Below are 25,034 nucleotides of genomic sequence, written 5' to 3'. Positions count from 1 at the left end.
CTCAAGCCGCGTGGCTGGCGGCCGATTCGGTCAGCAGGGCGTAGACGGCGTCGGCCGAGTCGGTGCCGCGCAGCTTCTCGCAGCTTGCGCGGTCGCGCAGGAGCCGCGAGACGCGGGCCAGGGCTTTCAGGTGATCCGCGCCGGCCGTTTCCGGGGCCAGCAGCAGGAAGACCAGGTCGACCGGCTGCTCGTCGATCGCGTCGAAATCCACCGGCGTCTCGAGCCGCGCGAAGACGCCGTAAAGCCGGTCCAGCGCTGCCAGCTTGCCGTGTGGAATGGCGATGCCATGACCGACGCCGGTCGTTCCTAAGCGTTCCCGCTCGGTCAGCACCTCGAAGATCGCCCGTTCAGGCTGGTCCGTCAGTTCGCTCGCCTTCTTGGAGAGCTCCTGCAGCACCTGTTTCTTACTGTTGACCTTCAGGCTCGGGATCACGGCCTGCGGGGTCAGCAACTCGCTCAAATTCATCGTTCGACAACCCTCGATCGACACGGGCTCGACATGGCGTGGGCCGTCGGCGCTTCAGGCGCCGCGGTTGCCTCGCGGGTCGACCCAGCCGACGTTTCCGTCACGCCGGCGATAGATCATGTTGAGCCCGCCATGGGCCCGGTTGCGGAACATCAGCGCCGGTTCCTCCGACAGGTCGAGACGCATCAGCGCCTCGCCCACCGTCAGTTCCGGCACCTCGCCTTCCATCTCGGCGATAATCGGCGGAGCGGCATCGTCGCCGCCGGCCGGTTCTTCATCCTCGTCGTCTTCCGGGGCCGCCAGCACGTATTGCAGCGCCGGGATCCCGGCAAGCTGGGGCGTTCCCTTATGATGGTCGCGCAGCCGCCTTTTGTAGCGGCGCAGACGTTTCGCCAAGCGGTCCGCCGAAGCGTCGAAGGCGGCGTAGATCTCGCCGGCGTCGGCCGAGGCCTGCATCTGGATGCCACGCCCGACATGTGCCTGGACGAGACTGCGGTACAGGTGACCCTCACGCGACAGCGTCACGACCACCTCGATTGCGTCTCCGAAGTACTTTTCGAACACACCATCGAGCTTTTCGGCCACGTGCTCACGCAGAGCATCGCCGAGGTCAAGCTGTCGACCTTTGACCGACAGGTTTATCTCGCGGTCCACTGGCAACCCTATGTCGTCATTGCTCGGAGGCTCACGAGCGGCCGAAACTTGCTTAACGGCCGGAAAACACCACCTGCCCCCAGCGGAGGCGCGGACCATAATGACGGCCCAAACGGGCGTCAATAGAACTGGGCGGGTGCTGTACCCCTTTCCCGTCGGGGTTATATCGGGGCGCTCCGCTGCGGCTGCAAGCGTCCCCGGTCCCGCGACCGTTCAGAAAGCCATCATGGCCTTCTGCCTGCGCCGCTGCACCGATGACGGAATACGCATGGATTCCCGGTATTTGGCGACCGTTCTACGGGCGATATCTATGCCTTCGCCGCGGAGATGATCGACGATGGTGTCGTCCGAAAGAATCTTCTTGGGCGATTCGTCCTCGATCATCGCGCGGATTCGGTGACGCACCGACTCGGCGGAAACTTCGGTCCCGTTCGCCCCCGAGACGGCCGTGGTGAAGAAGTATTTCAGCTCAAAGGTGCCGCGCGGCGTGGCAATGAACTTGTTCGCCGTGACCCGGCTGACCGTCGATTCGTGCAGTTCGATCGCCTCGGCGACGTCGCGCAGGATCAGGGGCTTCAGATGGCTGACCCCGTGCCGGAAGAAGCCGTCCTGTTGGCGCACGAGTTCCGCGGCCACCTTGATGATGGTGGTCGCTCGCTGATGCAGCGCCTTGACCAGCCAGTTCGCGGACTGAAGCTGTTCGGAGAGGTAGTCCTTGTCCTGCTTGCGCCGGCAGGACCCGGCGACGCGGGTGTAGTAAGCCCGATCGACCAGGACACGCGGCAAAGTGTCCGGATTCAGTTCCAGCGACCAGGCGCCGCCCGGCAGGGCCCGCATCAGCACGTCGGGCACCACGGCTTCGGCCGGCCCGCTGTCCAGGCCGCTTCCCGGGCGCGGATCGAGGCTACGGATTTCCGCCATCATGTCGGTGAAGTCCTCGGCGTCGCAGCCAAGCAGTTTCCGCAGTTTCGCGGTCTCGCCGTCCGCGATCATCTCCAGATGTTCCAGCAGGCGAGACATCAAGGGGTCCAGCCGGTCGCGTTCTGCGAGCTGCAGCGCGAGGCACTCCCGAAGCGTTCTCGCGAAGAGTCCCGTGGGTTCGAAGCCCTGCAGGACCCGCAACACCCGCTCGACCTCGCTTTCGGCGACAGAGAGCTGCGCGGCGGCCTCGGCGAGCGAGATCCCGAGATAGCCGGACTCCGTGAGGCTGTCGATCAGCGTCAGGCCGATCAGGCGGTCGCCGTCTTCGGTAAGGCTGAGTTGCAGTTGGGCGACCAGGCGGTCGCGCAGGCTCTCGGCCTGTCCGAGCCGTTGCTCGAAGTCGGTGAACTCGCCGGTCTCGCCGCCACGCGACCGGGTCAGGCCGGCCGTGTCGCCCAGCGGGCCGGCCGCGCCGTCCGCCGGACCCAGGTCGTCGTAGGTCGTCTCCGCGTCGAGCGGCGCATCGCGCTCGCCGGTCAGGACGTCGCTCGCTGCTGTGGCTGCGCTATCCGGCGCCTCCGCCGGACCCTGAGGGTCGGCGGAGCGTTCGCTCTGATCCGGTGCGGAGCGCTCGCGCCAGTCGCCTTCCTCGCTCGCGGGGCCGCGTTCGTCGGCACGCAGCAACGGATTCTGCTCGATTTCGCTCGCGACGTAGTCCGACAGTTCGAGGTTCGACAGCTGCAGCAGCTTGATGGCTTGCTGCAGCTGCGGCGTCATTACCAGAGATTGGCTCTGGCGGACCTCGAGGCGTTGGCTGACGGACATACAAAAAGCGTTACAAACTAAACCTTTCGCCCAGGTAAACTCGGCGCACGTCCTGGTGCGCCACGATCTCTTCCGGCAGGCCTTCCATCAGCACACGGCCGTCGTGAATGATGTAGGCGCGATCGACGATCTCCAGGGTCTCGCGGACGTTGTGATCGGTGATCAACACGCCGATTCCGCGGTCTCGCAAGTGACTGACCAGTTCGCGGATGTCGTTGACCGCAATCGGGTCGATGCCGGCCAGCGGCTCGTCGAGCAGAATGAAGTTGGGCTGGCTGGCCAGCGCGCGCGCGATCTCGCAGCGCCGCCGCTCGCCGCCGGACAGCGCGGTCGCCGGGGCCCGGCGGAGATGGCCGATACCGAACTCGTTCAGCAGCTCTTCGAGCCGGTGTTCGCGCTTGTCGCGATCGCGTTCCACGGCCTCCAGCACGCCGCGAATGTTCTGTTCCACGCTCAGGCCGCGGAAGATGGAGGCTTCTTGCGGCAGATAGCCGATTCCCAGGCGGGCCCGGCGATACATCGGCAGGTCGGTGATGTCGTGCCCGTCCAGCATGACGTAGCCGGTATCGGGCTGCAGCAGGCCCATGACGATATAGAAGCAGGTGGTCTTGCCGGCGCCGTTGGGACCGAGCAGTCCGACCGCTTCGCCGCGTTCGACGGCCACCGTGACGTCGCGGAGGACCGGGCGTTTCTTGAAGGCTTTGCCGACCGAAACCGCAGCCAGGCCTCGATTGTCCGCCACCAGTTTTGGCGTCCAACTGGAGCTTGCCGAAGGCGTGCCGGCTGCCTCCGGAGCCTGTCCGGTCTGTTCGCCGCCGTGGTCTGGGTCTAAGGGCTCGCTCACTGCGCTCCGTCCTCCCTTTCGGACGGCGATGCCTCGGAAGTTCCATCGCCGTTTCCGGGCTGTGGCGGCAGCGATGGGCCGCCGTTTTCGCGCGGCATCAGAATGCCTTCGACACGTCCACCTGCCGTCGGCAGCAAACGGCTGACGCCGGTTGCAAGATCGACCTCCGCGCGCTGGCCGTTCAGTTGCGTCTCACCCTGCGTGATCCGCACGCTGCCAGCCAGGATAGCTCGCTCTTCCTTAACATAGTAAACGCCCTGATCGCCACGGGCGTATTCTTCGGGGCTGGAGATTTCCACGTCGCCGAAGGCGTCGATTTGCGCGATCTCGTTCCGCCCTTCCTCGTTCGGCCGCAGTGTCGCCACCAGTTCGTCGGCCTCGATCTGCCGCCCGTCGGTCAGGACGGAGGCGTCGCCGCGCGCCACCGCGATGGGCGTGCCCTGGAAGTTTTCCCAGTATTCCAGGCTGTCCCGGGCGGTCACCACTTCGTTTTCCGTTTCCAGTCGCAGGTCGTTCCCCTGCAGCACGGCGATCTGGTCGTCGACAAAGTAGACGCCGCGATCGGCATAGGCCGTCTGGTTCGGGGAAGTGATCACGACGTTGCCTTCGGCGAGAATGCGATAGATGTCGCCGCCGCCTTGGGTCGGGGACCCGGTCTCGGGCTGATCTTCGCTGTCCCGGTAGAAAGCGGTCAGGACGTCGGCCGCCACCTGCGTATCGCCCTGGCGGGCGAGGGCGTTGCCACGGGCGACGTACTTCTGTTCGGACCGCAGCCATTCGATGCCCTGATCGGCGAAAATCTCCAGCGGCGCGCCGCTGCCGGTTGCCAGTCCGCCCAGGCTTTGGGCCCAGGCCGGTGCCGTCAGCAGGACGGTGACCAACAGGATGGCGGTTGGGATCGGCAGCATCTTCACGGAGTGCTGTCCTGGGGCGCCGGATTGGTTCCGGTATCGGTTCCTGCCTCAGGATCCTGATCACTGGGGTAGAGCACCATGTGCGCCCGTCCGGTGAAGAAGACGCGGGCGCCCCGCTCCTCCACACGCAGACCCTCGGAGGTGATCGTGCCGAAGCTGCCCTGGCCGAAGGTCGGCATGCTGCTGGTCGCAAGATCCGCGGCCAGATCGACCACCGCCTGGTCGGTCTGCAGTTCGTAGCCGTCGTCGTGGAAGATGTTCACGTTGCCGTCGAGCAACAGCACCTCCTGACCGCGTTCATAGACACCGTGGTCGGCGGTGATCGCCAGCCACTTGCCGACGTCGTCGAAGAGATCGGCGGCCGGCTGCCGCATGTCGATCGTCTCCTCTTCGCCCGGATCGAGCTGCCGGGCGACATCAGCGGTGATCATGAAGGGCCGGCGATTTTCGTCGATGCCCTCGTAGCGCGGATTGATCATCGTCGCTTCTTCCGGCACCGGGGTGTCGCCGAAGGTCTCGATGGCGTCGAGGCGGAAGCCCCCAGTCCGTTCGATCTGCGGCCAAATCGCGATCAGCAGCACCAGCCCGACCGCGACGGTGGGCAGCAGCAGCTTCATGGCGTTGACGAAAATGCTGTAGGCGCTGCGCCCGGACAGGCGCGGCGGCGCGACGCGTCTTCGCCGTGACCGTCCTTCGACGGGCTTCGAACCGGCTTGCTCTGAACTGCTCTGCGCCATGGCCATAGTACGTATTTACGCTTCCGATCGTGACCGAAGCCAGCCAAACCGGACGAAAGGGCCCCTAATGTGTCACAGGGGTATCTCCCGAACCCCTTCGCATCACGCTCACAAGGGAGGCGTGTTTACGCCTTTCAAGCCGTCTCTCAAGAGTGCGCGAAGATGTCCACCTGGTCCCAACCCGCGAGATCGAGCGCCGCGCGGGTCGGCAGGAAGTCGAAACAGGCTTGCGCGTAGGCGGCCCGCTTCTCGCGGGCTAGCATGACGTCGAGCGCCTGCTTGAGGCCATGGAGGTGCAGGACGTCGGCGGCGGCATAGGCGCGTTGCTGCTGGGTCAGCTCCGCGGCGCCCCAGTCGCTCGACTGCTGCTGCTTCGACAGGGAGACGCCGAGCATCTCCTGACAGAGATCTTTCAGACCGTGCCGGTCCGTGAAGGTCCGCACCAGCTTGCTGGCGATCTTGGTGCAGTAAATCGGCTGGCACTCGACCTTCAGCCAGTGCTTCAGCACCGCCAGATCGAAGCGGGCGAAATGGAACAGCTTCAGCACTTTCGGGTCGCCGAGCAGACGCTGGAGGTTGGGAGCGGCGTAGCGGCCGTCGTTCAACTGCACGAGATGGGCCGTGCCGTCGCCGGACGAGAGCTGCACCAGGCAGAGGCGGTCGCGCGGAACCCTCAGGCCCATGGTTTCGGTGTCGACGGCCACGACCGACCCAAGATCGAGGTCGTCCGGCAGGTCGCCGTGGTGCAGCGTGATTTGCGTCATGAAGTCCGAGTCCGCGCTGTCGGGCCGGCCCGCCGTGCTGCCTGCAGGGGGTTGCGACGGCGCGGCGGCTTGCCAAGGGAAGGGTGAGGCGAAGATATAGGGTGGTCGCGGGCTGTCAACGCAAGCTCGGCGGTGCTATGAGCGCTCTTCGGAGTTTCACGGTAGGGCTCCTGAAGGACCCTGGCGGCGATTCCCGCCGACGATCGCTAAGGTGAGGAGAGGGTACGGACCATGGCAGGCCAGACGGTGACCATCTTCGGCGGGTCCGGTTTCATCGGTCGCTACGTCGTCGCACGCTTGGCCGACCGGGGCTGGACGGTTCGCGTGGCGGTGCGCCACCCGCGACAGGCGCAGTTCCTGAGGCCGCTCGGCAACGTCGGGCAGATCGTGCCCCTGCGGGCGCGTTTGCAGAGCGATGCGGAAGTCACCGCGGCGATCCAGGGCGCCGATGCCGTCGTCAACCTCGTCGGTATCCTGGCCGAGGGCGGTTCGCAGACTTTCGAGGCGCTGCAGCACCTCGGCGCCCAGCGGATCGCCGAGGTGGCTGCCGCGGAGGGCATCACCCGTTTCGTGCAGATGTCGGCCATCGGCGCCGACCCGGACGCCGAGGCCGACTACGCCCGCACCAAGGGATTGGGCGAAGCGGCCGTGCGGACCGAGGTTCCCCAAGCCGTGATCCTGCGGCCCTCGATCGTGTTCGGCCCGGAAGACGGCTTCTTCAACCGCTTCGCCGCCATGGCGCGGCTGACCCCGGCGCTGCCCCTGATCGGCGGCGGCGCGACGCGATTCCAGCCGGTCTATGTCGGCGACGTCGCCGATGCGGTGGTGGCCGGGCTGGAGCGGGAGGACGCGCGCGGCAAGACCTTCGAGCTGGGCGGCCCGCACGTCTACAGCTTCAAGGCGTTGTTGCAGCTGCTGCTCAAGACCATTCGCCGCCGCCGTCTGCTGATTCCGGTGCCCTGGGCTCTGGCTTACGTCCAGGGCAGCCTTTTGCAGCAACTGCCCGATCCGCCGCTGACCCGCGACCAGGTCAAGCTACTGGAGCACGACAACGTCGTGGCGCCCAATGCCTTGACCTTGGCCGACCTGGGCATCGAGACACCGCACTCGGTGGAGGTGATCATCCCGACCTATCTGGAGCGTTACCGTCCCGGCGGCCGCTTCGTGGCGCAGACGCCGGAAGGCTAGATCACGCCGCCGTAGACCAGGGCGAGCAGCAGCGCGCCCAGCAGGATCCGGTAGATGACGAAGGGTGCGAAGCTGGCGTGGCGCAGCCAGGCCATCATCGCGGCGATGGCGATCAGCGCGGCGACGAAGGCCAGGCCGGCGGCGATGGCGGCGTCGCGGCCGAGCGACAGGTCGCCGCTCTCATAGAGGTCGAGCCCGGCCAGGGTGCCGGCCCCGGCGATCGCCGGGATCGCCAGCAGCAGCGAAAAGCGTGCCGCCTCCGAGCGCTCGAAGCCGAGAAAGCGCGCCGCCGTCATGGTGATGCCCGACCGGCTGGTGCCCGGAACCAGGGCCAGCACCTGGGCCAAGCCGATCATCAGCGCCTGCAGCCAACCCATGTGCTCGATCCGGTTGATCAGCATGCCGAAGCGGTCGGCGAGGCCGAGCAGAATCCCAAAGCCCAGGGTGGTCCAGCCGATCACCGCGATGTCGCGGAAGTAGATCAGCACCAGGTCCTTGCCAAAGAAGCCGGCAGGGATGATCGGCAGGGAGGCGAGCAGTACCAGTCCCGCCAGGCGCGCGCCCGGGTCGCGCCGGCCGGTCAGCAGACGAAGCAGGCCGATCGCCATGCGCCAGATATCGCGCCAGAAATAGAGGCAGACGGCGGCGAGCGTGCCGACATGTACGGCGACGTCCAGATCCAGGCGCTCCGTTTCGGCGGCACGCACGCCGGCGGCTTCGGTCTGGTCGAAGATCTCCCAGACCAGCACCAGATGGCCGGAGGAGGAGATCGGCAGGAATTCGGTAATACCCTGGACGACGGCCAGGATGGCGAGCAGCAGAAGCGGCACGGACGAAGATCTCCCCGGCGCGAGGTTCGCGCGTTCGGCGCCCCCCTTGGTGACGACTGTGATAGCAAGTGCCGCGGTGTCGCCGCTGCCGGAAATTTAATCCCGATTTGGAACTATAAGCGGAGAAGCTCGCGCCCAGACTATGTGCGGCGCAGCATTTCCGGAGCGCTCCACCGAATAAAGGTCAGCATATATGACCTTTTAACGGAAAATGAGCTTTCCCCCGACCTCCAGGTGAGATATATAAGCCGAGAGCGCGGAAATGCGCTCGATAGCTGCGCGACGAGAACCGCTGGTCACGTTCGCATTTCGAGACCGGAGGGGTCTAAAGCGCGGACCGTAACACGGGCGCATCCGTGGGCACGCACGTCGAGACGACCTGCCCTTGCGAAGCCGTCCGTCGCGGCCCGCGCTTTTGCGTCTGAGCGCGCCGGCTGCGGGTGCGGCCGCGGCGCCGAACAAAGGAAAGGGCGGCAGCCGTCCGCCCGTGATTTTTAACGATCCTCGAAGGGGAGAGGGCTCGGCCATGCCGAACCAGATGCTGAAGTTCGTGACCACGGAGCAGAAGACGCCTCACAAGCGCGGCGTCGAGACCCGCCGCGCGGACTTCGACGAGATCTATCAGGAATTCGATCCGGCCGCGGCGGCGCAGCAGGCGGCGCGTTGCAGTCAGTGCGGCGTGCCCTTCTGCCAGGTGCATTGTCCGGTGCACAACAACATCCCCGACTGGCTGATGCTGACCGCCGAAGGCCGTCTGGAAGAGGCCTACGAGGTCAGCCAGGCGACCAACAACTTCCCGGAGATCTGCGGCCGCATCTGCCCGCAGGACCGTCTCTGCGAAGGCAACTGCGTCATCGAGCAGTCGGGCCACGGAACGGTGACGATCGGTGCGGTCGAGAAGTACATCACCGACACGGCCTGGGAGAAGGGCTGGGTTAAGGCGGTCAGGCCGACGCGCGAGCGCGATCAGTCGGTCGGCATCGTCGGCGCCGGACCCGCCGGCCTCGCCGCGGCCGAGGAGCTGCGGCGCAAGGGCTACCAGGTCACGATCTACGACCGCTACGACCGGATCGGCGGCCTGATGATCTACGGCATCCCGAACTTCAAGCTGGAAAAGGAGGTGGTCGAGCGCCGGGCGCGCCTGATCGCCGAGGCCGGGGTCACCTTCAAGCTGAATTTCGAGGTCGGCCGCGACGCCACCCTGGACGAGCTGCGCATCCAGCACGATGCGGTGCTGGTCGCCACCGGCGTCTATAAGGCGCGCGACCTGCAGGCGCCCGGCTCGGGATTGGGGAACATCCAGCCGGCGATGGACTACCTCACGGCCTCCAACCGCAATGGCCTAGGCGACGAGGTTCCGGCCTTCGACGACGGTACCCTCAACGCGGAGGGCAAGCGTGTGGTGGTCATCGGCGGCGGCGACACGGCGATGGACTGCGTGCGTACGGCGGTGCGCCAGGGCGCCACCTCGGTGAAGTGCCTCTACCGCCGCAATCGCACCAACATGCCTGGCTCGCAGCGCGAGGTCGCCAATGCGGAGGAGGAAGGCGTGGAATTCGTCTGGCTCTCGGCGCCGGAGGCCTTCTTGGGCGACGAGACCGTCTCCGGCGTGCGCGCCAGCCGCGTCCATCTCGGCGTCGCCGATGCCACCGGGCGACAGGCCCCGCAGGTGCTGCCGGACAGCGCCTACACGGTGGAGGCAGACCTGGTGATCAAGGCGCTGGGCTTTGATCCGGAAGACCTGCCGGGCCAGTTCGAGGCCGAAGCGCTGGAAACCACCCGCTGGGGTACCTTGAAGGTCAGCTACAAGAACATGATGACCTCGCTCGACGGCGTCTTCGCCGCCGGCGACATCGTGCGCGGCGCCTCCCTGGTGGTCTGGGCCATTCGCGACGGCCGCGATGCCGCCGACCAGATTGACGGCTACCTGCAGTCCAAGGCCGCCAGCGGCGCCCTCGGCGCGGCGGCCGTGGCCGCCGAGTAGGTTTTTCGAAGCAAACCCGACTTTTCAGGATCGATGAGATGCCTCTCGACGCTCAGACTCCCGAAGCCGCCCTGCTGGCAGAGACCGGCCTCTACGATCCAGCCGACGAGCACGATGCCTGCGGCGTCGGTCTGGTCGCCTCGATCGACGGCAAGCCACGACGCGACGTAGTGGAGAAGGCCATCGAGGCATTGAAGGCGGTCTGGCACCGGGGCGCGGTCGATGCCGACGGCAAGACCGGCGACGGTGCGGGCATTCACGTGCAGATCCCGCAGGCCTTCTTCCGCGAGCACATCGAGCTGACGGGCCATCGGCCCGATGCAGGCCAGATCGGCGTCGGCATGATCTTCCTGCCGCGCACCGACTACGGCGCGCAGGAGCGCTGCCGCGTTCTGGTCGAGCGCGAGATCCTGCATTTCGGCTATTCGATCTACGGCTGGCGTCAGGTGCCGGTCGATACGAGCGTGATCGGGGAAAAGGCCAACGCCACCCGTCCCGAGATCGAGCAGATCATGATCGCCAACGCGAAGGGCGTCGATCCGCAGCGCTTCGAGATCGACCTCTACATCATCCGTCGGCGGATCGAAAAGGCGGCCGAAGCGGAATCGATCAAGGACCTCTACATCTGCTCGCTGTCGGGCCGCTCCATCATCTACAAGGGCATGTTCCTGGCGGAGCAGGTATCGATCTTCTATCCCGACCTGCGGGACATGCGCTTCGAGTCGAACTTCGCGATCTTCCATCAGCGCTATTCGACCAACACCTTCCCGACTTGGCGCCTGGCCCAGCCCTTCCGCGTGATCGCCCATAACGGCGAGATCAACACCCTGCGCGGCAACGTGAACTGGACCAAGGCGCACGAATGCCGCATGGCCAGCGACGCCTTCGGTGCGCATGTCGACGACCTCAAGCCTGTGGTGCAGTCCGGCAGCTCGGACTCGGCGGCGCTGGATGCCGTGGCCGAACTGATGGTGCGCGGCGACCGCGACCTGCCGATGGTCAAGACCATGCTGATCCCGGAGGCTTGGAGCCCGGACAGCCCGATGCCGCAGGCCTGGAAGGATCTCTACAGCTACTGCAATTCCGTCATGGAGCCCTGGGACGGCCCCGCGGCGATCTGCGGTTACGGCGGCCGCTGGGTGCTGGCCGGCATGGACCGCAACGGCCTGCGTCCTTTGCGCTACACCATCACCGACGATGGACTGCTGTTCGCCGGTTCCGAGACCGGCATGGTCAAGTTGGACGAGGCGACCATCGTCGAAAAGGGCCGGCTCGGCCCCGGCGAGATGCTGGCCGTGGACCTGGAAAAGGGCCGCTTCTACACCGACCGCGAGCTGAAGGACGCGCAGGCCGCGCGGCGCCCCTGGGGCGAATGGGTCAGCGGCATCGTCGAGGCCGACACGGCCTTCGAGGTCGGCGCGGAGGCCCCCGGTCTCGACAGAACGGAGCTGCGCCGCCGGCAGTACGGCTACGGCCTCTCGATGGAAGACCTGGAGCTGATCCTCCATCCCATGGTCGAGACCGGCAAGGAAGCCATCGGCTCTATGGGGGACGATACGCCCCTGGCGGTGCTGTCCGACCGCTATCGCGGTCTGCACCACTTCTTCCGGCAGAATTTCAGCCAGGTCACCAATCCGCCGATCGACTCCCTGCGCGAGCGACGGGTGATGACCCTGAAGACCCGCCTCGGCAATCTCGGGAACATCCTCGCGGAGCGGGCCGAGCAGTGCTCCATCGTCCAGCTCGACTCGCCGGTCCTCAGCAATGCCCGCTTCGCGGCGCTGCGCACGCACCTGGGCGAGGCGATGGTCGACATCGACTGCACCTTCGAAGCGAACGGCGGCGAGACGGCCCTGCGCGAGGCGCTGGAGCGCGTTCAGCGCGCGGCCGAGGACGCGGTGCGCGGCGGCGCGGCGCACCTTGTCCTCTCGGACCGGGATGTCGCGTCGGACCGGGCGCCGATTCCCATGATCCTGGCCACCGGCGCGGTGCACACCCACCTGATGCGCGAGGGCCTGCGCACCTTCAGCTCGATCAACGTGCGCGCCGGCGAGTGCATCGACGTGCACTACTACGCGGTGCTGATCGGGGTCGGGGCCACGACGGTCAACGCCTATCTGGCCCAGGAGTCGATCGCCGACCGCCACACCCGCGGCCTGTTCGGCGAGATGTCGCTGGAGGAGGCGATCCGCCGTTACGTCCAGGCGGTCGACGACGGCCTGCTCAAGGTGATGTCCAAGATGGGCATTTCCGTCATCTCCTCCTATCGCGGCGGCTCCAACTTCGAGGCCGTCGGCCTGTCGCGCACCCTGGTCGACGAGTTCCTGCCCGGCATGCCGAGCCGCCTCTCGGGCATCGGACTCTCGGGGGTCCAGCAGAAGGTGCTGGAGCTGCATCGCAAGGCCTGGGACGAGGACGTGATCGCGCTGCCGGTCGGCGGTTTCTACCGCTACCGGCGCGGCGGCGAGCAGCACGCCTGGGAGGCGGGGCTGATCCACACCCTGCAGGCGGCCGTCGCCACCGACAGCTACTCGACCTACAAGAAGTTCTCGGAAGGCAACGCCAAACTGCCGCCCTCCTCCCTGCGCGACCTCCTGGGGTTCAAGGTCGACCCCAGCCAGGCGATCTCCGTCGACGAGGTCGAATCGATCACCGCGATCCGCAAGCGCTTCGTGACGCCCGGCATGTCCCTCGGTGCGCTCTCGCCCGAGGCACACGGCACCCTCAACATCGCCATGAACCGCATCGGCGCGAAATCCGACAGCGGCGAGGGCGGCGAGGACCCCAGCCGCTTCACGCCGCACGCCAACGGCGACAATGAGAACTCGGCGATCAAGCAGGTCGCCTCGGGCCGCTTCGGTGTGACGGCCGAGTACCTCAACCAGTGCCGCGAAATCGAGATCAAGGTGGCGCAGGGGGCCAAGCCCGGCGAGGGCGGCCAGCTCCCCGGCTTCAAGGTCACCGAGATGATCGCCAAGCTGCGGCATGCGACGCCGGGGGTGATGCTGATCAGCCCGCCGCCGCACCACGACATCTACTCGATCGAAGACCTGGCGCAACTGATCTACGATCTCAAGCAGATCAACCCGGATGCCAAGGTTTGCGTGAAGCTGGTCGCGCGCTCCGGCGTCGGCACCATTGCGGCCGGCGTGGCCAAGGCCAATGCCGACGTGATCCTGATCTCCGGCCACAACGGCGGTACCGGCGCCAGCCCGCAGACCTCGATCAAGTACGCTGGCGTGCCCTGGGAGATGGGCCTGTCCGAGGTCCATCAGGTGCTCACGCTCAACCGCTTGCGGCACCGTGTGAAGCTGCGCACCGACGGCGGGCTCAAGACCGGCCGCGACGTGGTGATCGCCGCCATTCTCGGCGCCGAGGAGTACGGCGTCGGGACCGCTTCGCTGGTCGCCATGGGCTGCATCATGGTGCGGCAGTGCCACTCCAACACCTGCCCGGTCGGTGTCTGCACCCAGGACGACCGTCTGCGCGACCGCTTCACCGGCACGCCGGAGAAGGTGGTCAACCTCTTCTCCTTCGTGGCGGAGGAGGTGCGTGAGATCCTGGCAGAGTTGGGCGTGCGTTCGTTGAACGAGGTGATCGGCCGCAAGGATCTGTTGGCCCAGGTCAGCCGCGGTGCGCCGCACCTGGACGACCTGGACCTCAACCCGCTGCTGGCGCGCGCCGACAGCGGCGGCCTGGCGGTCTACTGCACTCTGGAAGGCCGCAACGAGGTTCCGGAATCTCTGGACGCCCAGATGATCGCCGATGCCCGCGCGCTCTTCGAAGACGGCGAGAAGATGCAGCTCCAGTACGCGATCCGGAACACCCAGCGGGCGATCGGGACAAAGCTGTCCAGCTACATCGTGCGCAAATTCGGCATGAGCGGACTGAAGCCGGGGCACATCACCGTGCGCTTGCGCGGCTCGGCCGGCCAGTCGCTTGGCGCCTGGGCGGTGCAGGGCCTTAAGCTGGAAGTGTTCGGCGATGCCAACGACTACGTCGGCAAGGGCCTGTCGGGCGGTACCATCTCGGTCCGGCCGATGACCAAGTCGCCCCTGGCGACCAACGAGAACACCATCATCGGCAACACCGTTCTCTACGGCGCGACCGGCGGCACCCTCTTCGCCGCGGGCCAGGCGGGTGAGCGCTTCTGCGTGCGCAATTCCGGCGCCGTGGCGGTGGTCGAGGGCTGCGGCTCCAACGGCTGCGAGTACATGACTGGCGGTACCGCCGTGCTATTGGGGCCGGTCGGGTTCAACTTCGGCGCCGGCATGACCGGAGGCATGGCCTTCGTCTACGATCCCGAGGGCCAGTTCCCGCAGCAGGTCAACCCCGAGTCCGTGATCTATCAGCGGGTCGAGACGGAGCACTACGAAACCCTGCTGCGCGATCTGGTCGCCGAGCATGTGCGCGAGACCCAGTCGCGCTTCGCCGAACGCCTTCTGATCGATTGGGCGCTGGAACGCGACAAGTTCTGGCAGGTCGTCCCGAAGGAGATGGTCGAGCGCCTGGAACATCCGATCAACGAGGGGACGCTGCAGCGGGCCTGAGCCCCGGCCGGCGCGAAAAGACTTTCAAAGCGGGCTCCGGGGGATACCCTTGGAGCCCGATGTTTATACGCGCCTGTGTTCTCTCTTCGCTCGTTGCGGCGGTCCTGCCCCTACCTGCCGTAGCCTCCACGGACTGCGCCGGCATTCCGGACGATGCCGCTCGACTGGCCTGCTATGACTCCGTCTATCGGGCGCCGGGGCAGGAAACGCCGCGCTGGGCTTTGTCCGAGACGATCTCCGCCTTGGACGACCGGCGCGAGGTCGAAATGGTCCTCGACGCGGTGGCGCCCTTCGAGGACCGCTTCGGCGAGCTGGTCCGGGCTTCGCTGCATCTCGCCTGTCGCGGGGAGGAGATGCAGGTCTGGGTGCACTTCGGCGGCGCCTACTTCTCGGAGCATGCCGGCGGCGCCACGATGATCTACCGGCTCGGCGACGGCGCTGCGCGTCGGCGCGACTTCGCGGTCGCCAACGACCGCCGCAGCCTGGGGTTCTGGACCGGCCGCGCGGCCGGGCTTTTCCTCGGCGAGCTCGAAGGGCAGGACCGTCTGACGGTTCAGGCGACGCCTTTTCGCACGAACCGGGCGACGGCGGTCTTCGACTTGGCGGGCTTTCCAGCGGCGCTGCGGAAGCTGCGGGCCGCCTGCCGCGGATAGACTGAGCCGCGGGCTGTGCGCTTCGGGCTCGTCAGGTCCGGCGAACGGCGAAGCTGCAGCGGCGGTCGCCGGACAGGCGGTGTTCGCGGCGTTCGACCGTGACGTCCTTGCCCAGCGCCTTCTTGAACAGTCTGGTCTCGCCATCGCAGAGCGCGGAACAGGCACTGGCCGCGGCGCGGATCGGGCAGTGTGCTTCCACCAGCAGGTACCAGCCGTCCGGCGAGACCTCCAGGGAGGCCTGGTAGCCCTCCGCCGTCCGGCGCCTGGCCAGGGCTTCGAGCCGGGTCCGCAGCGGGGCTTTGCGGTCGATCGTCCGGGCGTAGAGCTTGGCGAGCCGCTTGTCCCGCAGGGTGAGGACGTCCGCCGCACCCTCGGTGCCCAGCGCCGCCTCGAGGCTCGCCAGCAGCTCGGCGGCCAACTGGGCATGGCCGTCCGCGGCGTCCCCGGCCGCCAATTCCTCGGCCCTCGGCGTCAGGCTCCAGAGCTTGGTCGGGCGGCCGACGCCGCCGCGGGCCAGGTCGAAGCTCGTCAGTCCTTCGGCGGCGAGGCCATGCAGGTGCTGCCGGGCTGCCATGTCGCTGACGCCCAGAACCTCGCCCAGGCGTGTCGCGGAACTGGGCCCCAGATTGGCCAGCAGCGCCAGAAGCCGGCCGCGCGTCGCGCCGGGCCGGCGCGTGGCGGCAGCTTCGCCGCGCCTGTCCGCTGACGCCCTATCCGACCTTTCCGGTTGCGGAACGGAACGACTCGACGTGAAATCCATCCCTTCTGGTAAGCCGCGTTTTTGCGCTATGCAAGCGTGCCGGCGCGTCGACTTGCTCCTTCACCCAGAGACAAAGCGGAACAGGCATGCAAACTGCCGCGCCCCAGGCGGTCTCCTCGCGCATCGGCTTCGGTATCGGGATGATGCTGCTGGGCATGGTCGGCATGGTCGGCATGGACGCCTGCGCCAAGTGGCTCAGCGGCGACTACCCGATCAACCAGATCGTCTTCTTCCGTATGGCTTTCGGCCTGCTGCCGGCGCTGGTGCTGGTCTGGGCCGAGGGCGGCTGGCCGAGTCTGCGCTCCGGCAATCTCAGGATGCAGGGGGTACGCGCCCTGGCCGGCATGGGCGCGATCTTCGCCTTCTTCACCAGCCTGCGCTACCTCGGCCTGGCGGAGGCGACGGCGATCGCTTTCGTCGCGCCGCTGGTGGTGACGGCTCTATCTGTTCCGCTGCTGGGCGAAACGGTCGGCTGGCGGCGCTGGACCGCCGTTTCCGTTGGCTTCCTGGGCGCCATGATCATTCTGCGACCGGGCTCGGAAGCCTTTCAATGGGCGGCGGTTCTGCCCCTGGCGGCCGGGGTTTGCTACGCGTTGGCGATGATCACGACGCGGGTTCTGGCGCGCAGCGATACCAATGCCGCCATCGTCTTTTGGAATGCGCTGATCATCGCGATTGTCGCGGGCGTGAGCCTGCCCTTCGCCTGGGTCACGCCGAGCTGGGGCGACATGGCCGTCTTCGCGCTGATGGGACTGCTCGGCGGGGTGTCGATCTACTGGATCACCCTGGCTTTCCGCAGCGCGCCGGCCGCCGTGCTGGCGCCCTTCGACTACTCGGCGCTGCTCTGGTCCACCCTGCTCGGCTGGCTGATCTGGCGCGAGCTGCCGGATGCCTGGGTCTGGGCCGGTGCGGCCTTGCTGGTCGGCAGCGGTCTCTACGTGCTCTATCGGGAAACGCGGGCGAGAAGCGTCTGAGGGAGCGGGGGACGGCGGAGCGAGAAAGGGCCTAGGCGCCCTGCTCGATGCGCTCCATGTCGTCATCGGAGAAGCCGAAGTGATGGCCGATCTCATGGATCAGCACATGGCGCACGATACGCGTCAGGTCTTCTTCGGTCTCGCACCAGTAGTCCAGCAAAGGCCGCCGGTAGAGATAGATCATGTCGAGCGCCTGAGGCTGGTCGCCGACCGAGCGCTGCAGCAGGTCGACACCGCGGTAGAGGCCCAGCAGGTCGAAGGGCGACTCCAGATCCATCTCCTCCATGGTCTCCTCGTCGGGAAAATCGTCGACGCGGATAACCAGGTCGCCCAGGTGCTGGCGCAGTTCGGGCGGGACCGCGGCAAGCTGCTCGCGCGCCATCGCCTCCAGGTCGGCGAGGCTCGGCGGCGTCGAAGTCGCCTGCAGTTGGGCGTTTCTGGTCATGATGGCGAGACTCATGGGATCGGAACCTAGCGCGGCTTGACCCGGGGGCCAAGCGCCGCCAAGTCCAGAGGTCGGACGGGAAGGGATCGGACGGTGCCGGCGGTCCGGTGGATCGTGCCGATCCTTGCGACGGCCGGCCATCCTGCCGGACGGCTTAGGATTTGTATGCGCGGCATAGCGCGGCAGACATAACGGCATTTGCGCGAACTGCAAGGGGAGTCACGGGGAAATGACGATGAAGCTGCAGGGAGAGGCGCGCGCGGGAGCGCTGGCCGATCTCGAGGGTTGGGTGGAGGTCGAGGGCCGGGACGCCATTGCCAAGACCTTCAAATTCAAGGATTTCAACGCCGCTTTCGGCTGGATGACGCGGGTCGCCTTGGCGGCCGAGAGCGCCGATCATCACCCTGAATGGTTCAATGTCTACAACCGGGTCGAGGTGACGCTCTCGACCCACGATGCCGGCGGCCTGACGGAAAAGGACGTTTCCCTGGCCCGCCGCATGGATCGATTCGCCAGGGCCACCTGATGGCCTGAGAAGACTGTCAGGCGCCATCGACGTCTTCCGCCGGATAGCGAGTGGTTCGCAAGCTTTCGCGCTCCTGCAGGCGCGCCAACCAGGACTGCAAGCGCTTCTGTCGGCTCAACAGCGCCGGGCCGCTGGGGGCGAGAGCCAGGTAGATCAGCATCGGCGCGACGTGCAGGTCCGCCAGGGTCAGGGCTTCGCCCAGGAAAAAGGGTTCGGCCAGCAGCGTGTCGAGGGCGGTCAGGCAGAGCGCCCCGGCTTCGAGCGTGCCGGGTGCAAGGCTCCGTCCCTTGCGCTCGGGCACCAGGATACCCCAGACCAGCCGGGGGTAGGCGTAGCTGTCGGCGACGCTCATGACCTGGGCCATCCGCCCGATATCCGGCGGGGCATCGGGTGTCAGGGCCGGGCCGGCGAAGGCGGCATCGATGTAGCGCAGAATGGCCTGGGTCTCGTAGAGCTGTAGCTCGCCATGGCGCAGCGCCGGGATCTTGGCGAAGGGGTGGAGCGTACCGTACCAGGCGGGCGGCGCCGTCTCCTTGGCGAAGATGTCGAGGGTTTCGAAGTCGTAGGCCACTCCCTTTTCGGCGAAGGCCAGCCGCGCGATACGCGTATAGACGCTGTAGTCGGCACCGTAGAGAACCGGCGTCGTCACGACCGTGCCATCAGCAGCAGGCGGTTGACGCCGCCGAAGACCTCCAGACAGGCCGCGATCTCGCGCTCCAGCCGGGCGGCCGGCAGGTCGCGGAAGCGTGCCTGCAGAGCTGCCTGGATCTCGGCCAGACTGCGCCGGCCGTCGCAGAGCTCGGCGAAGGCGGCGGCGCGGGCCGGCAAGGGCAGGCGCAGCGGCAAACCGTCGAAGCTGCCGGCCAGCGCGCCTTCGCGTCTGACCATGGCGGCAACGGCGGCGCCGTCCCACTCCACCCAGGCTGGTAAGGCCTCCGGATGCGGCTGCGCGGCCGTACGCGTACGACGGCTGAGGTACAACGTATGTGTCTTGAGGTTTCCAGCCAGTTGCTCGGCCAAGGTGGCGCGTTCCAAGGGGTTTAGCCCCTCGAGCCGGTCCTGCAACTCGTCTGGTAGATAGGTCGCCGGATCGTAGCGCAGCGGCTCGATCCAGGCGGCGATCTCAAGGCCGGCCTCCGCGACGAGCGCCGCCAGTTCCGGCACGCTGTAGGCGATATCCCGTTCGTGCAGCAGCAGGTCGACCAGCTCCGCGTCGCTGCGCTTGTGATCGCCCAGGTTCGGGTTACGCCGGAAACGGTTGGTTGCCGGCAGCTTCGGCAGCAGGGTTTTGGCGAGTTTCACCCGCGCCAGCAGATCGAGACCTTGTCCGAGGTGCCGCAGCGCCCCCTGCAGCTCGTAGACGCCGCTGCGGCCGAAGCGGCCGTAGACCATCACGCCAAGTCCGCCCGAGGGCGTCAGGGCTTCGGTGAGCCGGCGCAGGCCCTCGGCCGGGCTCGCCAGGTGATGCAGCACGCCGCAGCAGTCGATGTAGTCGAACTGCCCGAGGTCGAGGCGTGCCAGGTCCTCGATGGCGCCGCTGTGGAAGCCGACGTTGGTCAGGCCGCGCTCGCGCACACGCGCCTCGCAGATCGCGCGCGAGGCCTTGGAGAGGTCGAGGTAGATCACTTCGGCGTCCGCCAGGCCGGCGTCGGCCAGTTGCTGCGCGAGCATGACGGTGCCGTCGCCTGTGCCGCCGCCGGCGACCAGGGCGCGGAAGCCCTGAGGCAGCGCCGCGCCGGCCCGGAGGTAGTGGCGGATCTCCAGCAGCCGGCTGGGCGAGCCCGCGATCAGGCGCTTGGCTTCCTCGGCGGGATCGCGGGCCGGATAGGGATAGGCTTCGTACTGCGCCGCGACGGGATCGCCCTTGCGACGTCCGGCGCGGTCGCGGGCGTCGCTCACGGGCGGATCACGACCTTGCCCGCGGTCTTGCGCGCCCGCAGGTCGGCCAAGGCCTGCGCGCCCTCGTCCAGCGCATAGGCGTGGCTGATGTAGGGTTTGATCCGGCCGGCCTTGTACCAGTCGAACAGCTCCGCGAACTGCTCGGCCAGCCGTTGCGGCGCCATCTTCCGGTTCGAGCCCCAGTACATGCCATGGACCGAGATGTTCTTGACCAAGAGGATGTTGGCCGGGATCTGCTGTACCTCGCCGGCGGCGAAGCCGATGACCACCAGCCGGCCGCCCCAGGCCGTGGCCCGCAGGGAGGCGTCGAAGACCTGGCCGCCGACGGGATCGAAGACCACGTCGACGCCACGGCCCTCGGTCAGCTCGCGCATGCGGGTCTTCACGTCCTCCTGGCGATAGTCGATCGTCGCGTCGGCGCCGTGGTCGCTGGCCACCTTCAGCTTTTCGGGACTGCCAGCCGAGGCGATCACGCGGGCGCCCATGGCCTTGCCGCACTCGACGGCCGCCAGGCCGACTCCGCCGGCCGCGCCGTGAACCATCAGGGTCTCGCCGGGTTGCAGATCCGCGTGCCAGCGCAGCGCCCCGTGCGCCGTGCCGTAGGTCACGGCAAAACCGGCCGCGGTATCGAAGTCCATCTCCTCGGGCAGAGGGAAGGCGTCGCTCTGCTTGGCGACGGCATATTCGGCGAAGGCACCGAGGCCGGTCAGCGCCATGATCCTTCGACCCGACGCCGGCTCCGTCACGCCGTCGCCCGTAGCCTCGACGACGCCGGATAGTTCCAGGCCTGGGGCGAAGGGCAACTCCGGCTTCTCCTGATACTGGCCGCGCACGATCAGTGTGTCGGCGAAGTTGACGCCGGCGGCGGCCACCTTCACCAGAACCTCGCCCGGACCCGGCTGCGGCCTGGGAAGGTCGCCGGGTGCGACGGACGCGCCGTCGATGGCGCTGCAGACCAGGGCGCGCATGGCTGTCTCCCGTTTCATGTTTTTGCTTTTCCTGTCGTTGCTTCTGGGTATTCGGTCGCTGTGGCCTACGTGATCGCCTCGGGGGCCAAGCGGATGACGCCGACCGTTTCGCCGCGCCGGTTGACCAGGGGCGGCTCCAGCAAGGGGGCCAGCACCTGTCTTGCACCCTCGTCGAGCAGGCCCAGGCGATTCAACAGGCCGGCCATCACGACTTCGCTGGCCCGTTTCTGGCCGTCGTCGATCTTGACGGCCACACCCAGCCCCAGCTCCGGAACCGCCGCGGCGAAGACCCCTTCGGCGCCTGTCTTGACCAGGGCGCGGCCCTGCGTGGCCGCGATCACCTTGGTGCAGAAGCGCTCGTGTCCCGCCACCATGACCGGGTGTTCGGCCATCGACCGGCGGATCCGGGCGCAGGCGGCCTGGCGCCGCTCCGGCTGATCGTTGGGCTCGGCGAAGCGGGCGAAGGCCAGCGCCAGGTTGCCCAGCGGCATGCCGTACTGCGGGATGCCGCAGCCGTCGATCCCCCGTGGCGCATCGCGCAGATCGAGGCCGGTCATCATTTCGAGGATTCCCAGAACGCTCTGCTGCACCGGATGTTCGAAGCGGATGTAACCGGCCGTCGGTGCGCGAAGATGCTGGGCCAAGCTCAGGAAACCGCTGTGTTTGCCAGAGCAGTTGTTGTGCGCGGCCGTCGGGGTTCCGCCGTGAGCCGCCAGCGTCCGCAGACTCGGCTCATGGTAAGGCCAATGGGCACCGCATTCCAGATCCGCGACCGACAAGCCGATGCGCTGCAGCCAGTGCTGCGCGGCCTCGGCGTGCAGCGGCTCGCCGTCGTGGCTGGCGCAGGCCAGCGCGACCTCGGCATCGCTGACGGCGAAGGACTCCGCGGCGCCGGTTTCGACCAGCGCCAGCGCCTGCAGCGGCTTGATCGCCGAGCGCGGGTAGATCGTGCGCTCCACGTCGCCGGCCGAAAGCAGCACCCGGCCCTCGGTATCGCAGACCGCGAAAGCACCGCGATGCCGGCTTTCCACCATGGTGCCACGCGTCACCTCGACCAGCACGGGATTGTCGGCCGGCGCGAGCAGCGAGACGGCCTGCTCATGGCCGGGGTCGTGACGTTCGGGGGGACTGTCGGACGGGCACATCGCGGTTCGAACTCGCAAAAGGGCATGAGAATGTCGGCGGAGGACGCCTGGAGCGGCGCCTTGGCGGCTGAACCTTGCCGAAGCGTTTGCCGTCATGCAAGGAAGGGGCACGATCCAGCCCGCACGGCTGGCCGATCTGCACGGTTGACCAATCTCAAAGGCGGGCCGCTCGGGAGGGTGGGGCGATGCGCGGCTACTTCGGTTTCGGTGTGGAGGGAATCAGCAAACCCCTGAACTTGGGCACGCTGATGCGCTCGGCTCACGCCTTCGGGGCCAGCTTCTTCTTTACGCTCGAGGCGACCTTCTCACCGCGGCAGGTGCGTCAGTCCGATACCTCCGATGCCTCGAAGCATCTGCCGCTCTACGTTTGGGACTCGCTGGGGCAGATGCAGTTGCCGCGCGGCTGCAGCCTGGTCGGCGTAGAACTGACGGACCAGGCGGTCGAGCTTCCGAGTTTCCGTCATCCTCTGGCCGCGGCCTACGTGCTGGGTCCGGAACGCGGCAGTCTCTCCCCGGAGCTGCAGGCACGCTGCGACCTGATCGTGAAGATCCCGACGCGCTTTTGCGTCAACGTGGGAATCGCCGGCGCGCTGGTGATGTACGACAGGACGATCTCGATGGGGCGTTTCGCTCCGCGCCCGGTCAAGGCCGGCGCGCCGACCGACCCGCTGGCGGATCACGTCCACGGCGGACCGGTCATTCGCACGCCGAAACCGGCGTAGCACGCACAATTGAACACCAACCGTCGGGCAGCAGCCCTTCCGCGGCAGTCGGCGAACCTGCGGCAGATCAGTGCCGGATAAAGGGGTTGAACAGGCGGCCGAAGAAGCCGGTCAGGCGGATAGGCGCGTCGCTGACCACCAGGCAGAGGCAGAGACCGTCCGCTTCGGCGACCGGCGCGTGCTCGAGCGCATCGTCCGCTACCTGAACGTCACCGCGCCCATAGCGCCCCGAAACATCCCGATAGGCACCGTCCAACACCAGGGTGACCTCCAGGCCGCCGTGGGTGTGACGAGGGGCGCCCGCGCCGGGCGCGATCCGCATGAGGCGAGTGCGTGCACCCTCGCTTCCCATTGTCAGATCCGCCTCTTCGACGCCGCGCAGCACGGGCTTCCAAGCCAGGGCCTCAATGTCGGGGCCGATATAGTCGCGCAAGACCGAGGGAAGGGCCAGACCGTCGACCGGCTGCGGCTTCACGGGCGCGCAAATCTGCCCGACCGCCGTTCTGTCCTCGTCCGGAATCAGGTCGATCAAGCTCAAGGTGCGCTCCAGCGCACCGTCGGCGAGGGCTTTCGGCTCGAGCTGCTCCAGCAGCGCGCCGCCCACCGTTTCGTAGCCTTCGACCTCCGCCCGCGACTGCGGATTCAGGGCCATATGACTGGCGACCACGAGCGACAGTGGCTCGTTCAGCGCGCCAGTCGCGTAAGCCAGCAACATTTCTTCGGGAACGCGAGATCCTGTCATGGTTCCAAACTCTCCTCGCGCAGGGCTTTTCGAAGGCGACCCATCGCCAGGCGCAATCGCGACTTGACGGTCCCGAGCGGTAGCTCGGTCTCCTCCGCGATCGTGCCGTGCGCCTTGTCCTCGAAGTACGCCATACGCACAACTTCCGCCTGCTCGGGTGGCAGCGTCTTGAGCGCCGCCCGCACCCTTTCGTCGCTTTGCCCCCGTTCCAGTTGCCCGTCGGCTGCCGGTGCCGGGTCGGGTTGGAGACAAGGATCCTCTGGATCGAACTCCGGTCGCCGCTCGCGGCGAAGAGCATCGATCCGCTTGTTGCGGGCGATGCGGAAGATCCAGGTTCCGACGCTGGCCTGGGTCGGGTCGAAGGTCTCGGCCCGCCGCCACACCATGATCATCGCTTCCTGTGCCAACTCTTCCGCAGCACCCGCTTCCGCTCCCAGCCGCATCAGATAGGCCTTCAGCCGCGGGGCGAAATGCCGAAACAAAGCGGTAAAAGCCACCTTGTCGCGCTGTTGCGCGACGGCGAGAAGCAGTTGCTCCGGCGTCGGCGAACCGGCATCCGGAACAGTGGGGTCTTTGACAGGCATCGCTCTATCAAACGCGATGCCCGTCGATCCTGCAACACCGACTGGGCCGACAGACCCTGCCGTGTTCCTCGGTTTCGCGCTCGACATAGGCGACGTTACCAATCGTTCCATCGGACAGGTTTACGCGGCAGTCGGCAAAACGGATCATCGCGAACGATATTTCCATCGAACAGAGAGAGATCGTCCCGCGAGTCAGCCAGAATTGCGCCATGAAGATTCACGGACTTTGACGCACTGCGGGGACTGGCGGTCCGCGCCATGGCACCTATAATGCGGGCCATGCCCAGACACCTGACATCCATGGCCTTCGCCGCCACTTTGACCGCCGCTCTGACGATCGTTTGTGCTCTGCCGGTTGCGGCACAGACGGTGCAGCGCGTCGGCGACTTCACCGATTGGAGCGCTTTCCAGGCTCAGGAGAACGACCAGCCCGTCTGCTTCGTCGTCAGCCGGCCGAAAACCGACGAGGGCAACTACACCCGGCGCGGCGACATCTACGCCATGGTCGCCCAGCGCCCGGACGAACGCCGGATCGACGAAGCGACCTTCATCGCCGGTTACACCTTTCGCGAAGGCAGTCCGGTAACCGTGACCGTGGGTGAGCGGCAGTTCACGCTTTTCACCCAGGACGACGGTGCCTGGGCGCCGGACGATCAGACCAACCAGTCGCTGGTCCAGGCCATGATCAACGGCATCGAAATGGTGGTCGAGGGCGTATCGTCGCGCGGAACGGCGACTCGGGATACCTATTCCCTGCGCGGCTTCACGGCCGCTTATCGTTCCTCGCGCGAGGCCTGCGGGCTCTGATCGTCACCCCGGTGCAAGGCCGCCGTCGGCTCCCGGGCGTGCTCGAACGGGGCAAAGGCTTTGCCTCTGGAAGTGCCAGCCTGCTCTTTCATAAGTCCAGAGAGCGATTCACGTCCGAAGTAGAAGCGAAAC

At 67.0% G+C, this 25,034-nt stretch carries 24 protein-coding genes; 8 read left to right on the top strand and 16 right to left on the bottom strand.

All coding sequences use genetic code 11. The features are described from left to right. Position 1: 1 nt before the first annotated feature. The 7 genes from ptsN to DBZ32_RS00605 all read right to left on the bottom strand — a co-directional run bounded on the left by ptsN (position 2) and on the right by DBZ32_RS00605 (position 6,125). Positions 2-466 carry a PTS IIA-like nitrogen regulatory protein PtsN gene (gene ptsN / locus DBZ32_RS00635; RefSeq protein ID WP_119165191.1) on the bottom strand — a complete coding sequence of 155 codons (465 nt, stop codon included), beginning with the start codon at positions 464-466 and terminating at the stop codon, positions 2-4. Between the two features lie 54 nt (positions 467-520). After that, the gene (gene hpf / locus DBZ32_RS00630; protein ID WP_235829936.1) at positions 521-1,120 is read right to left on the bottom strand and encodes a ribosome hibernation-promoting factor, HPF/YfiA family; all 600 of its coding nucleotides are present in this window, start codon (positions 1,118-1,120) and stop codon (positions 521-523) included. A gap of 213 nt (positions 1,121-1,333) precedes the next feature. Next, complete coding sequence (rpoN, locus tag DBZ32_RS00625) at positions 1,334-2,866, bottom strand: RNA polymerase factor sigma-54 (RefSeq protein WP_119165190.1); 1,533 nt, start codon at positions 2,864-2,866, stop codon at positions 1,334-1,336. Positions 2,867-2,876: 10 nt separating this feature from the next. Continuing rightward, positions 2,877-3,611, bottom strand: coding sequence for an LPS export ABC transporter ATP-binding protein (lptB, locus tag DBZ32_RS00620; RefSeq protein ID WP_235829946.1), 735 nt, complete (start codon positions 3,609-3,611; stop codon positions 2,877-2,879). A 95-nt stretch (positions 3,612-3,706) separates the two neighbouring features. After that, positions 3,707-4,618, bottom strand: a complete 912-nt coding sequence (locus DBZ32_RS00615) for an LptA/OstA family protein (protein WP_119165188.1) — start codon at positions 4,616-4,618, stop codon at positions 3,707-3,709. Between the two features lie 2 nt (positions 4,619-4,620). Beyond that, positions 4,621-5,361, bottom strand: coding sequence for an LPS export ABC transporter periplasmic protein LptC (lptC, locus tag DBZ32_RS00610; RefSeq protein WP_162906497.1), 741 nt, complete (start codon positions 5,359-5,361; stop codon positions 4,621-4,623). A 146-nt stretch (positions 5,362-5,507) separates the two neighbouring features. Further along, a complete protein-coding gene (locus tag DBZ32_RS00605) occupies positions 5,508-6,125 on the bottom strand; it encodes a ribonuclease D (protein WP_119165186.1) in 618 nt (205 codons plus the stop codon). A 231-nt stretch (positions 6,126-6,356) separates the two neighbouring features. On the opposite strand from DBZ32_RS00605, the gene DBZ32_RS00600 reads away from it, so the two are divergent. Continuing rightward, positions 6,357-7,313, top strand: coding sequence for a complex I NDUFA9 subunit family protein (locus tag DBZ32_RS00600; protein ID WP_119165185.1), 957 nt, complete (start codon positions 6,357-6,359; stop codon positions 7,311-7,313). Here the strand turns inward: DBZ32_RS00600 and DBZ32_RS00595 are convergent. Next, positions 7,310-8,143 carry an undecaprenyl-diphosphate phosphatase gene (locus DBZ32_RS00595; protein WP_119165184.1) on the bottom strand — a complete coding sequence of 278 codons (834 nt, stop codon included), beginning with the start codon at positions 8,141-8,143 and terminating at the stop codon, positions 7,310-7,312. The two genes, DBZ32_RS00600 and DBZ32_RS00595, sit on opposite strands and share 4 nt — an antisense overlap. Before the next feature lie 526 nt (positions 8,144-8,669). On the opposite strand from DBZ32_RS00595, the gene DBZ32_RS00590 reads away from it, so the two are divergent. Genes DBZ32_RS00590 through DBZ32_RS00580 form a run of 3 tightly spaced genes read left to right on the top strand, consistent with a single transcriptional unit; the run spans position 8,670 to position 15,330 of the window. Beyond that, a complete protein-coding gene (locus DBZ32_RS00590) occupies positions 8,670-10,127 on the top strand; it encodes an NAD(P)-dependent oxidoreductase (RefSeq protein WP_119165183.1) in 1,458 nt (485 codons plus the stop codon). A gap of 38 nt (positions 10,128-10,165) precedes the next feature. Then, complete coding sequence (gltB, locus tag DBZ32_RS00585) at positions 10,166-14,677, top strand: glutamate synthase large subunit (RefSeq protein ID WP_119165182.1); 4,512 nt, start codon at positions 10,166-10,168, stop codon at positions 14,675-14,677. A gap of 59 nt (positions 14,678-14,736) precedes the next feature. Beyond that, a complete protein-coding gene (locus DBZ32_RS00580) occupies positions 14,737-15,330 on the top strand; it encodes a hypothetical protein (RefSeq protein WP_119165181.1) in 594 nt (197 codons plus the stop codon). Between the two features lie 31 nt (positions 15,331-15,361). Here the strand turns inward: DBZ32_RS00580 and DBZ32_RS00575 are convergent, their stop codons facing one another. Then, on the bottom strand, positions 15,362-16,090 hold the full coding sequence (locus tag DBZ32_RS00575) for a helix-turn-helix transcriptional regulator (RefSeq protein WP_119165180.1): 729 nt from the start codon (positions 16,088-16,090) through the stop codon (positions 15,362-15,364). Between the two features lie 86 nt (positions 16,091-16,176). Between DBZ32_RS00575 and DBZ32_RS00570 the strand changes: the two genes are divergently transcribed. After that, entirely contained in the window at positions 16,177-17,064 is an 888-nt protein-coding gene (locus DBZ32_RS00570) for a DMT family transporter (RefSeq protein ID WP_119165179.1), read from the top strand. A 31-nt stretch (positions 17,065-17,095) separates the two neighbouring features. Here the strand turns inward: DBZ32_RS00570 and DBZ32_RS00565 are convergent, their stop codons facing one another. Further along, positions 17,096-17,509, bottom strand: coding sequence for a metallopeptidase family protein (locus DBZ32_RS00565; protein ID WP_235829935.1), 414 nt, complete (start codon positions 17,507-17,509; stop codon positions 17,096-17,098). A gap of 196 nt (positions 17,510-17,705) precedes the next feature. Between DBZ32_RS00565 and DBZ32_RS00560 the strand changes: the two genes are divergently transcribed. Continuing rightward, complete coding sequence (locus tag DBZ32_RS00560) at positions 17,706-18,035, top strand: 4a-hydroxytetrahydrobiopterin dehydratase (protein WP_268877927.1); 330 nt, start codon at positions 17,706-17,708, stop codon at positions 18,033-18,035. A 16-nt stretch (positions 18,036-18,051) separates the two neighbouring features. On the opposite strand, the gene DBZ32_RS00555 is transcribed toward DBZ32_RS00560, so the two are convergent. Genes DBZ32_RS00555 through DBZ32_RS00540 form a run of 4 tightly spaced genes read right to left on the bottom strand, consistent with a single transcriptional unit; the run spans position 18,052 to position 22,047 of the window. Beyond that, positions 18,052-18,684 carry a glutathione S-transferase family protein gene (locus DBZ32_RS00555; protein ID WP_162906496.1) on the bottom strand — a complete coding sequence of 211 codons (633 nt, stop codon included), beginning with the start codon at positions 18,682-18,684 and terminating at the stop codon, positions 18,052-18,054. After that, positions 18,681-19,934 (bottom strand): methyltransferase, encoded by a 1,254-nt coding sequence (locus DBZ32_RS00550; RefSeq protein WP_119165176.1) that lies wholly within the window; start codon positions 19,932-19,934, stop codon positions 18,681-18,683. Before DBZ32_RS00550 ends, DBZ32_RS00555 begins: the two co-directional genes overlap by 4 nt. Continuing rightward, positions 19,931-20,920, bottom strand: coding sequence for an NADPH:quinone oxidoreductase family protein (locus DBZ32_RS00545; RefSeq protein WP_235829934.1), 990 nt, complete (start codon positions 20,918-20,920; stop codon positions 19,931-19,933). The genes DBZ32_RS00550 and DBZ32_RS00545 overlap by 4 nt, the downstream gene beginning before the upstream one ends. A 47-nt stretch (positions 20,921-20,967) precedes the next feature. Next, entirely contained in the window at positions 20,968-22,047 is a 1,080-nt protein-coding gene (locus DBZ32_RS00540) for an asparaginase (RefSeq protein WP_119165175.1), read from the bottom strand. A gap of 185 nt (positions 22,048-22,232) precedes the next feature. On the opposite strand from DBZ32_RS00540, the gene DBZ32_RS00535 reads away from it, so the two are divergent. Then, positions 22,233-22,769: an RNA methyltransferase gene (locus DBZ32_RS00535; RefSeq protein ID WP_119165174.1), complete on the top strand. Its 537-nt coding sequence runs from the start codon at positions 22,233-22,235 to the stop codon at positions 22,767-22,769. A gap of 67 nt (positions 22,770-22,836) precedes the next feature. On the opposite strand, the gene DBZ32_RS00530 is transcribed toward DBZ32_RS00535, so the two are convergent. Both DBZ32_RS00530 and DBZ32_RS00525 read right to left on the bottom strand, forming a co-directional pair. Further along, entirely contained in the window at positions 22,837-23,511 is a 675-nt protein-coding gene (locus DBZ32_RS00530; protein WP_119165173.1) for a ChrR family anti-sigma-E factor, read from the bottom strand. Continuing rightward, on the bottom strand, positions 23,508-24,095 hold the full coding sequence (locus DBZ32_RS00525) for a sigma-70 family RNA polymerase sigma factor (RefSeq protein ID WP_119165172.1): 588 nt from the start codon (positions 24,093-24,095) through the stop codon (positions 23,508-23,510). The genes DBZ32_RS00530 and DBZ32_RS00525 overlap by 4 nt, the downstream gene beginning before the upstream one ends. Before the next feature lie 279 nt (positions 24,096-24,374). Between DBZ32_RS00525 and DBZ32_RS00520 the strand changes: the two genes are divergently transcribed. Next, positions 24,375-24,902, top strand: coding sequence for an invasion associated locus B family protein (locus DBZ32_RS00520; protein WP_162906495.1), 528 nt, complete (start codon positions 24,375-24,377; stop codon positions 24,900-24,902). The last annotated feature ends 132 nt before the right edge of the window (positions 24,903-25,034 follow it).

Origin of the sequence: Algihabitans albus (assembly GCF_003572205.1) — a bacterium.
GTDB lineage: Bacteria > Pseudomonadota > Alphaproteobacteria > Kiloniellales > DSM-21159 > Algihabitans > Algihabitans albus.
The sequence above is the reverse complement of the archived record's forward strand: the minus strand, read 5'-3'. Positions and strand labels throughout refer to the sequence as shown.

Bases quoted from the DNA above. Each gene is read 5' to 3' on its own strand.
- DBZ32_RS00600 (WP_119165185.1), top strand. From the start codon at position 6,357: ATGGCAGGCCAGACGGTGACCATCTTCGGCGGGTCCGGTTTCATCGGT.
- DBZ32_RS00525 (WP_119165172.1), bottom strand. From the start codon at position 24,095: ATGCCTGTCAAAGACCCCACTGTTCCGGATGCCGGTTCGCCGACGCCG.
- DBZ32_RS00605 (WP_119165186.1), bottom strand. From the start codon at position 6,125: ATGACGCAAATCACGCTGCACCACGGCGACCTGCCGGACGACCTCGAT.
- DBZ32_RS00575 (WP_119165180.1), bottom strand. From the start codon at position 16,090: ATGGATTTCACGTCGAGTCGTTCCGTTCCGCAACCGGAAAGGTCGGAT.
- DBZ32_RS00580 (WP_119165181.1), top strand. From the start codon at position 14,737: ATGTTTATACGCGCCTGTGTTCTCTCTTCGCTCGTTGCGGCGGTCCTG.
- DBZ32_RS00615 (WP_119165188.1), bottom strand. From the start codon at position 4,618: ATGCTGCCGATCCCAACCGCCATCCTGTTGGTCACCGTCCTGCTGACG.
- DBZ32_RS00590 (WP_119165183.1), top strand. From the start codon at position 8,670: ATGCCGAACCAGATGCTGAAGTTCGTGACCACGGAGCAGAAGACGCCT.
- lptC (WP_162906497.1), bottom strand. From the start codon at position 5,361: ATGGCGCAGAGCAGTTCAGAGCAAGCCGGTTCGAAGCCCGTCGAAGGA.
- DBZ32_RS00535 (WP_119165174.1), top strand. From the start codon at position 22,233: ATGCGCGGCTACTTCGGTTTCGGTGTGGAGGGAATCAGCAAACCCCTG.
- DBZ32_RS00545 (WP_235829934.1), bottom strand. From the start codon at position 20,920: ATGAAACGGGAGACAGCCATGCGCGCCCTGGTCTGCAGCGCCATCGAC.
- DBZ32_RS00565 (WP_235829935.1), bottom strand. From the start codon at position 17,509: ATGACCAGAAACGCCCAACTGCAGGCGACTTCGACGCCGCCGAGCCTC.
- DBZ32_RS00530 (WP_119165173.1), bottom strand. From the start codon at position 23,511: ATGACAGGATCTCGCGTTCCCGAAGAAATGTTGCTGGCTTACGCGACT.
- DBZ32_RS00520 (WP_162906495.1), top strand. From the start codon at position 24,375: ATGCCCAGACACCTGACATCCATGGCCTTCGCCGCCACTTTGACCGCC.
- DBZ32_RS00540 (WP_119165175.1), bottom strand. From the start codon at position 22,047: ATGTGCCCGTCCGACAGTCCCCCCGAACGTCACGACCCCGGCCATGAG.
- ptsN (WP_119165191.1), bottom strand. From the start codon at position 466: ATGAATTTGAGCGAGTTGCTGACCCCGCAGGCCGTGATCCCGAGCCTG.
- DBZ32_RS00570 (WP_119165179.1), top strand. From the start codon at position 16,177: ATGCAAACTGCCGCGCCCCAGGCGGTCTCCTCGCGCATCGGCTTCGGT.
- gltB (WP_119165182.1), top strand. From the start codon at position 10,166: ATGCCTCTCGACGCTCAGACTCCCGAAGCCGCCCTGCTGGCAGAGACC.
- rpoN (WP_119165190.1), bottom strand. From the start codon at position 2,866: ATGTCCGTCAGCCAACGCCTCGAGGTCCGCCAGAGCCAATCTCTGGTA.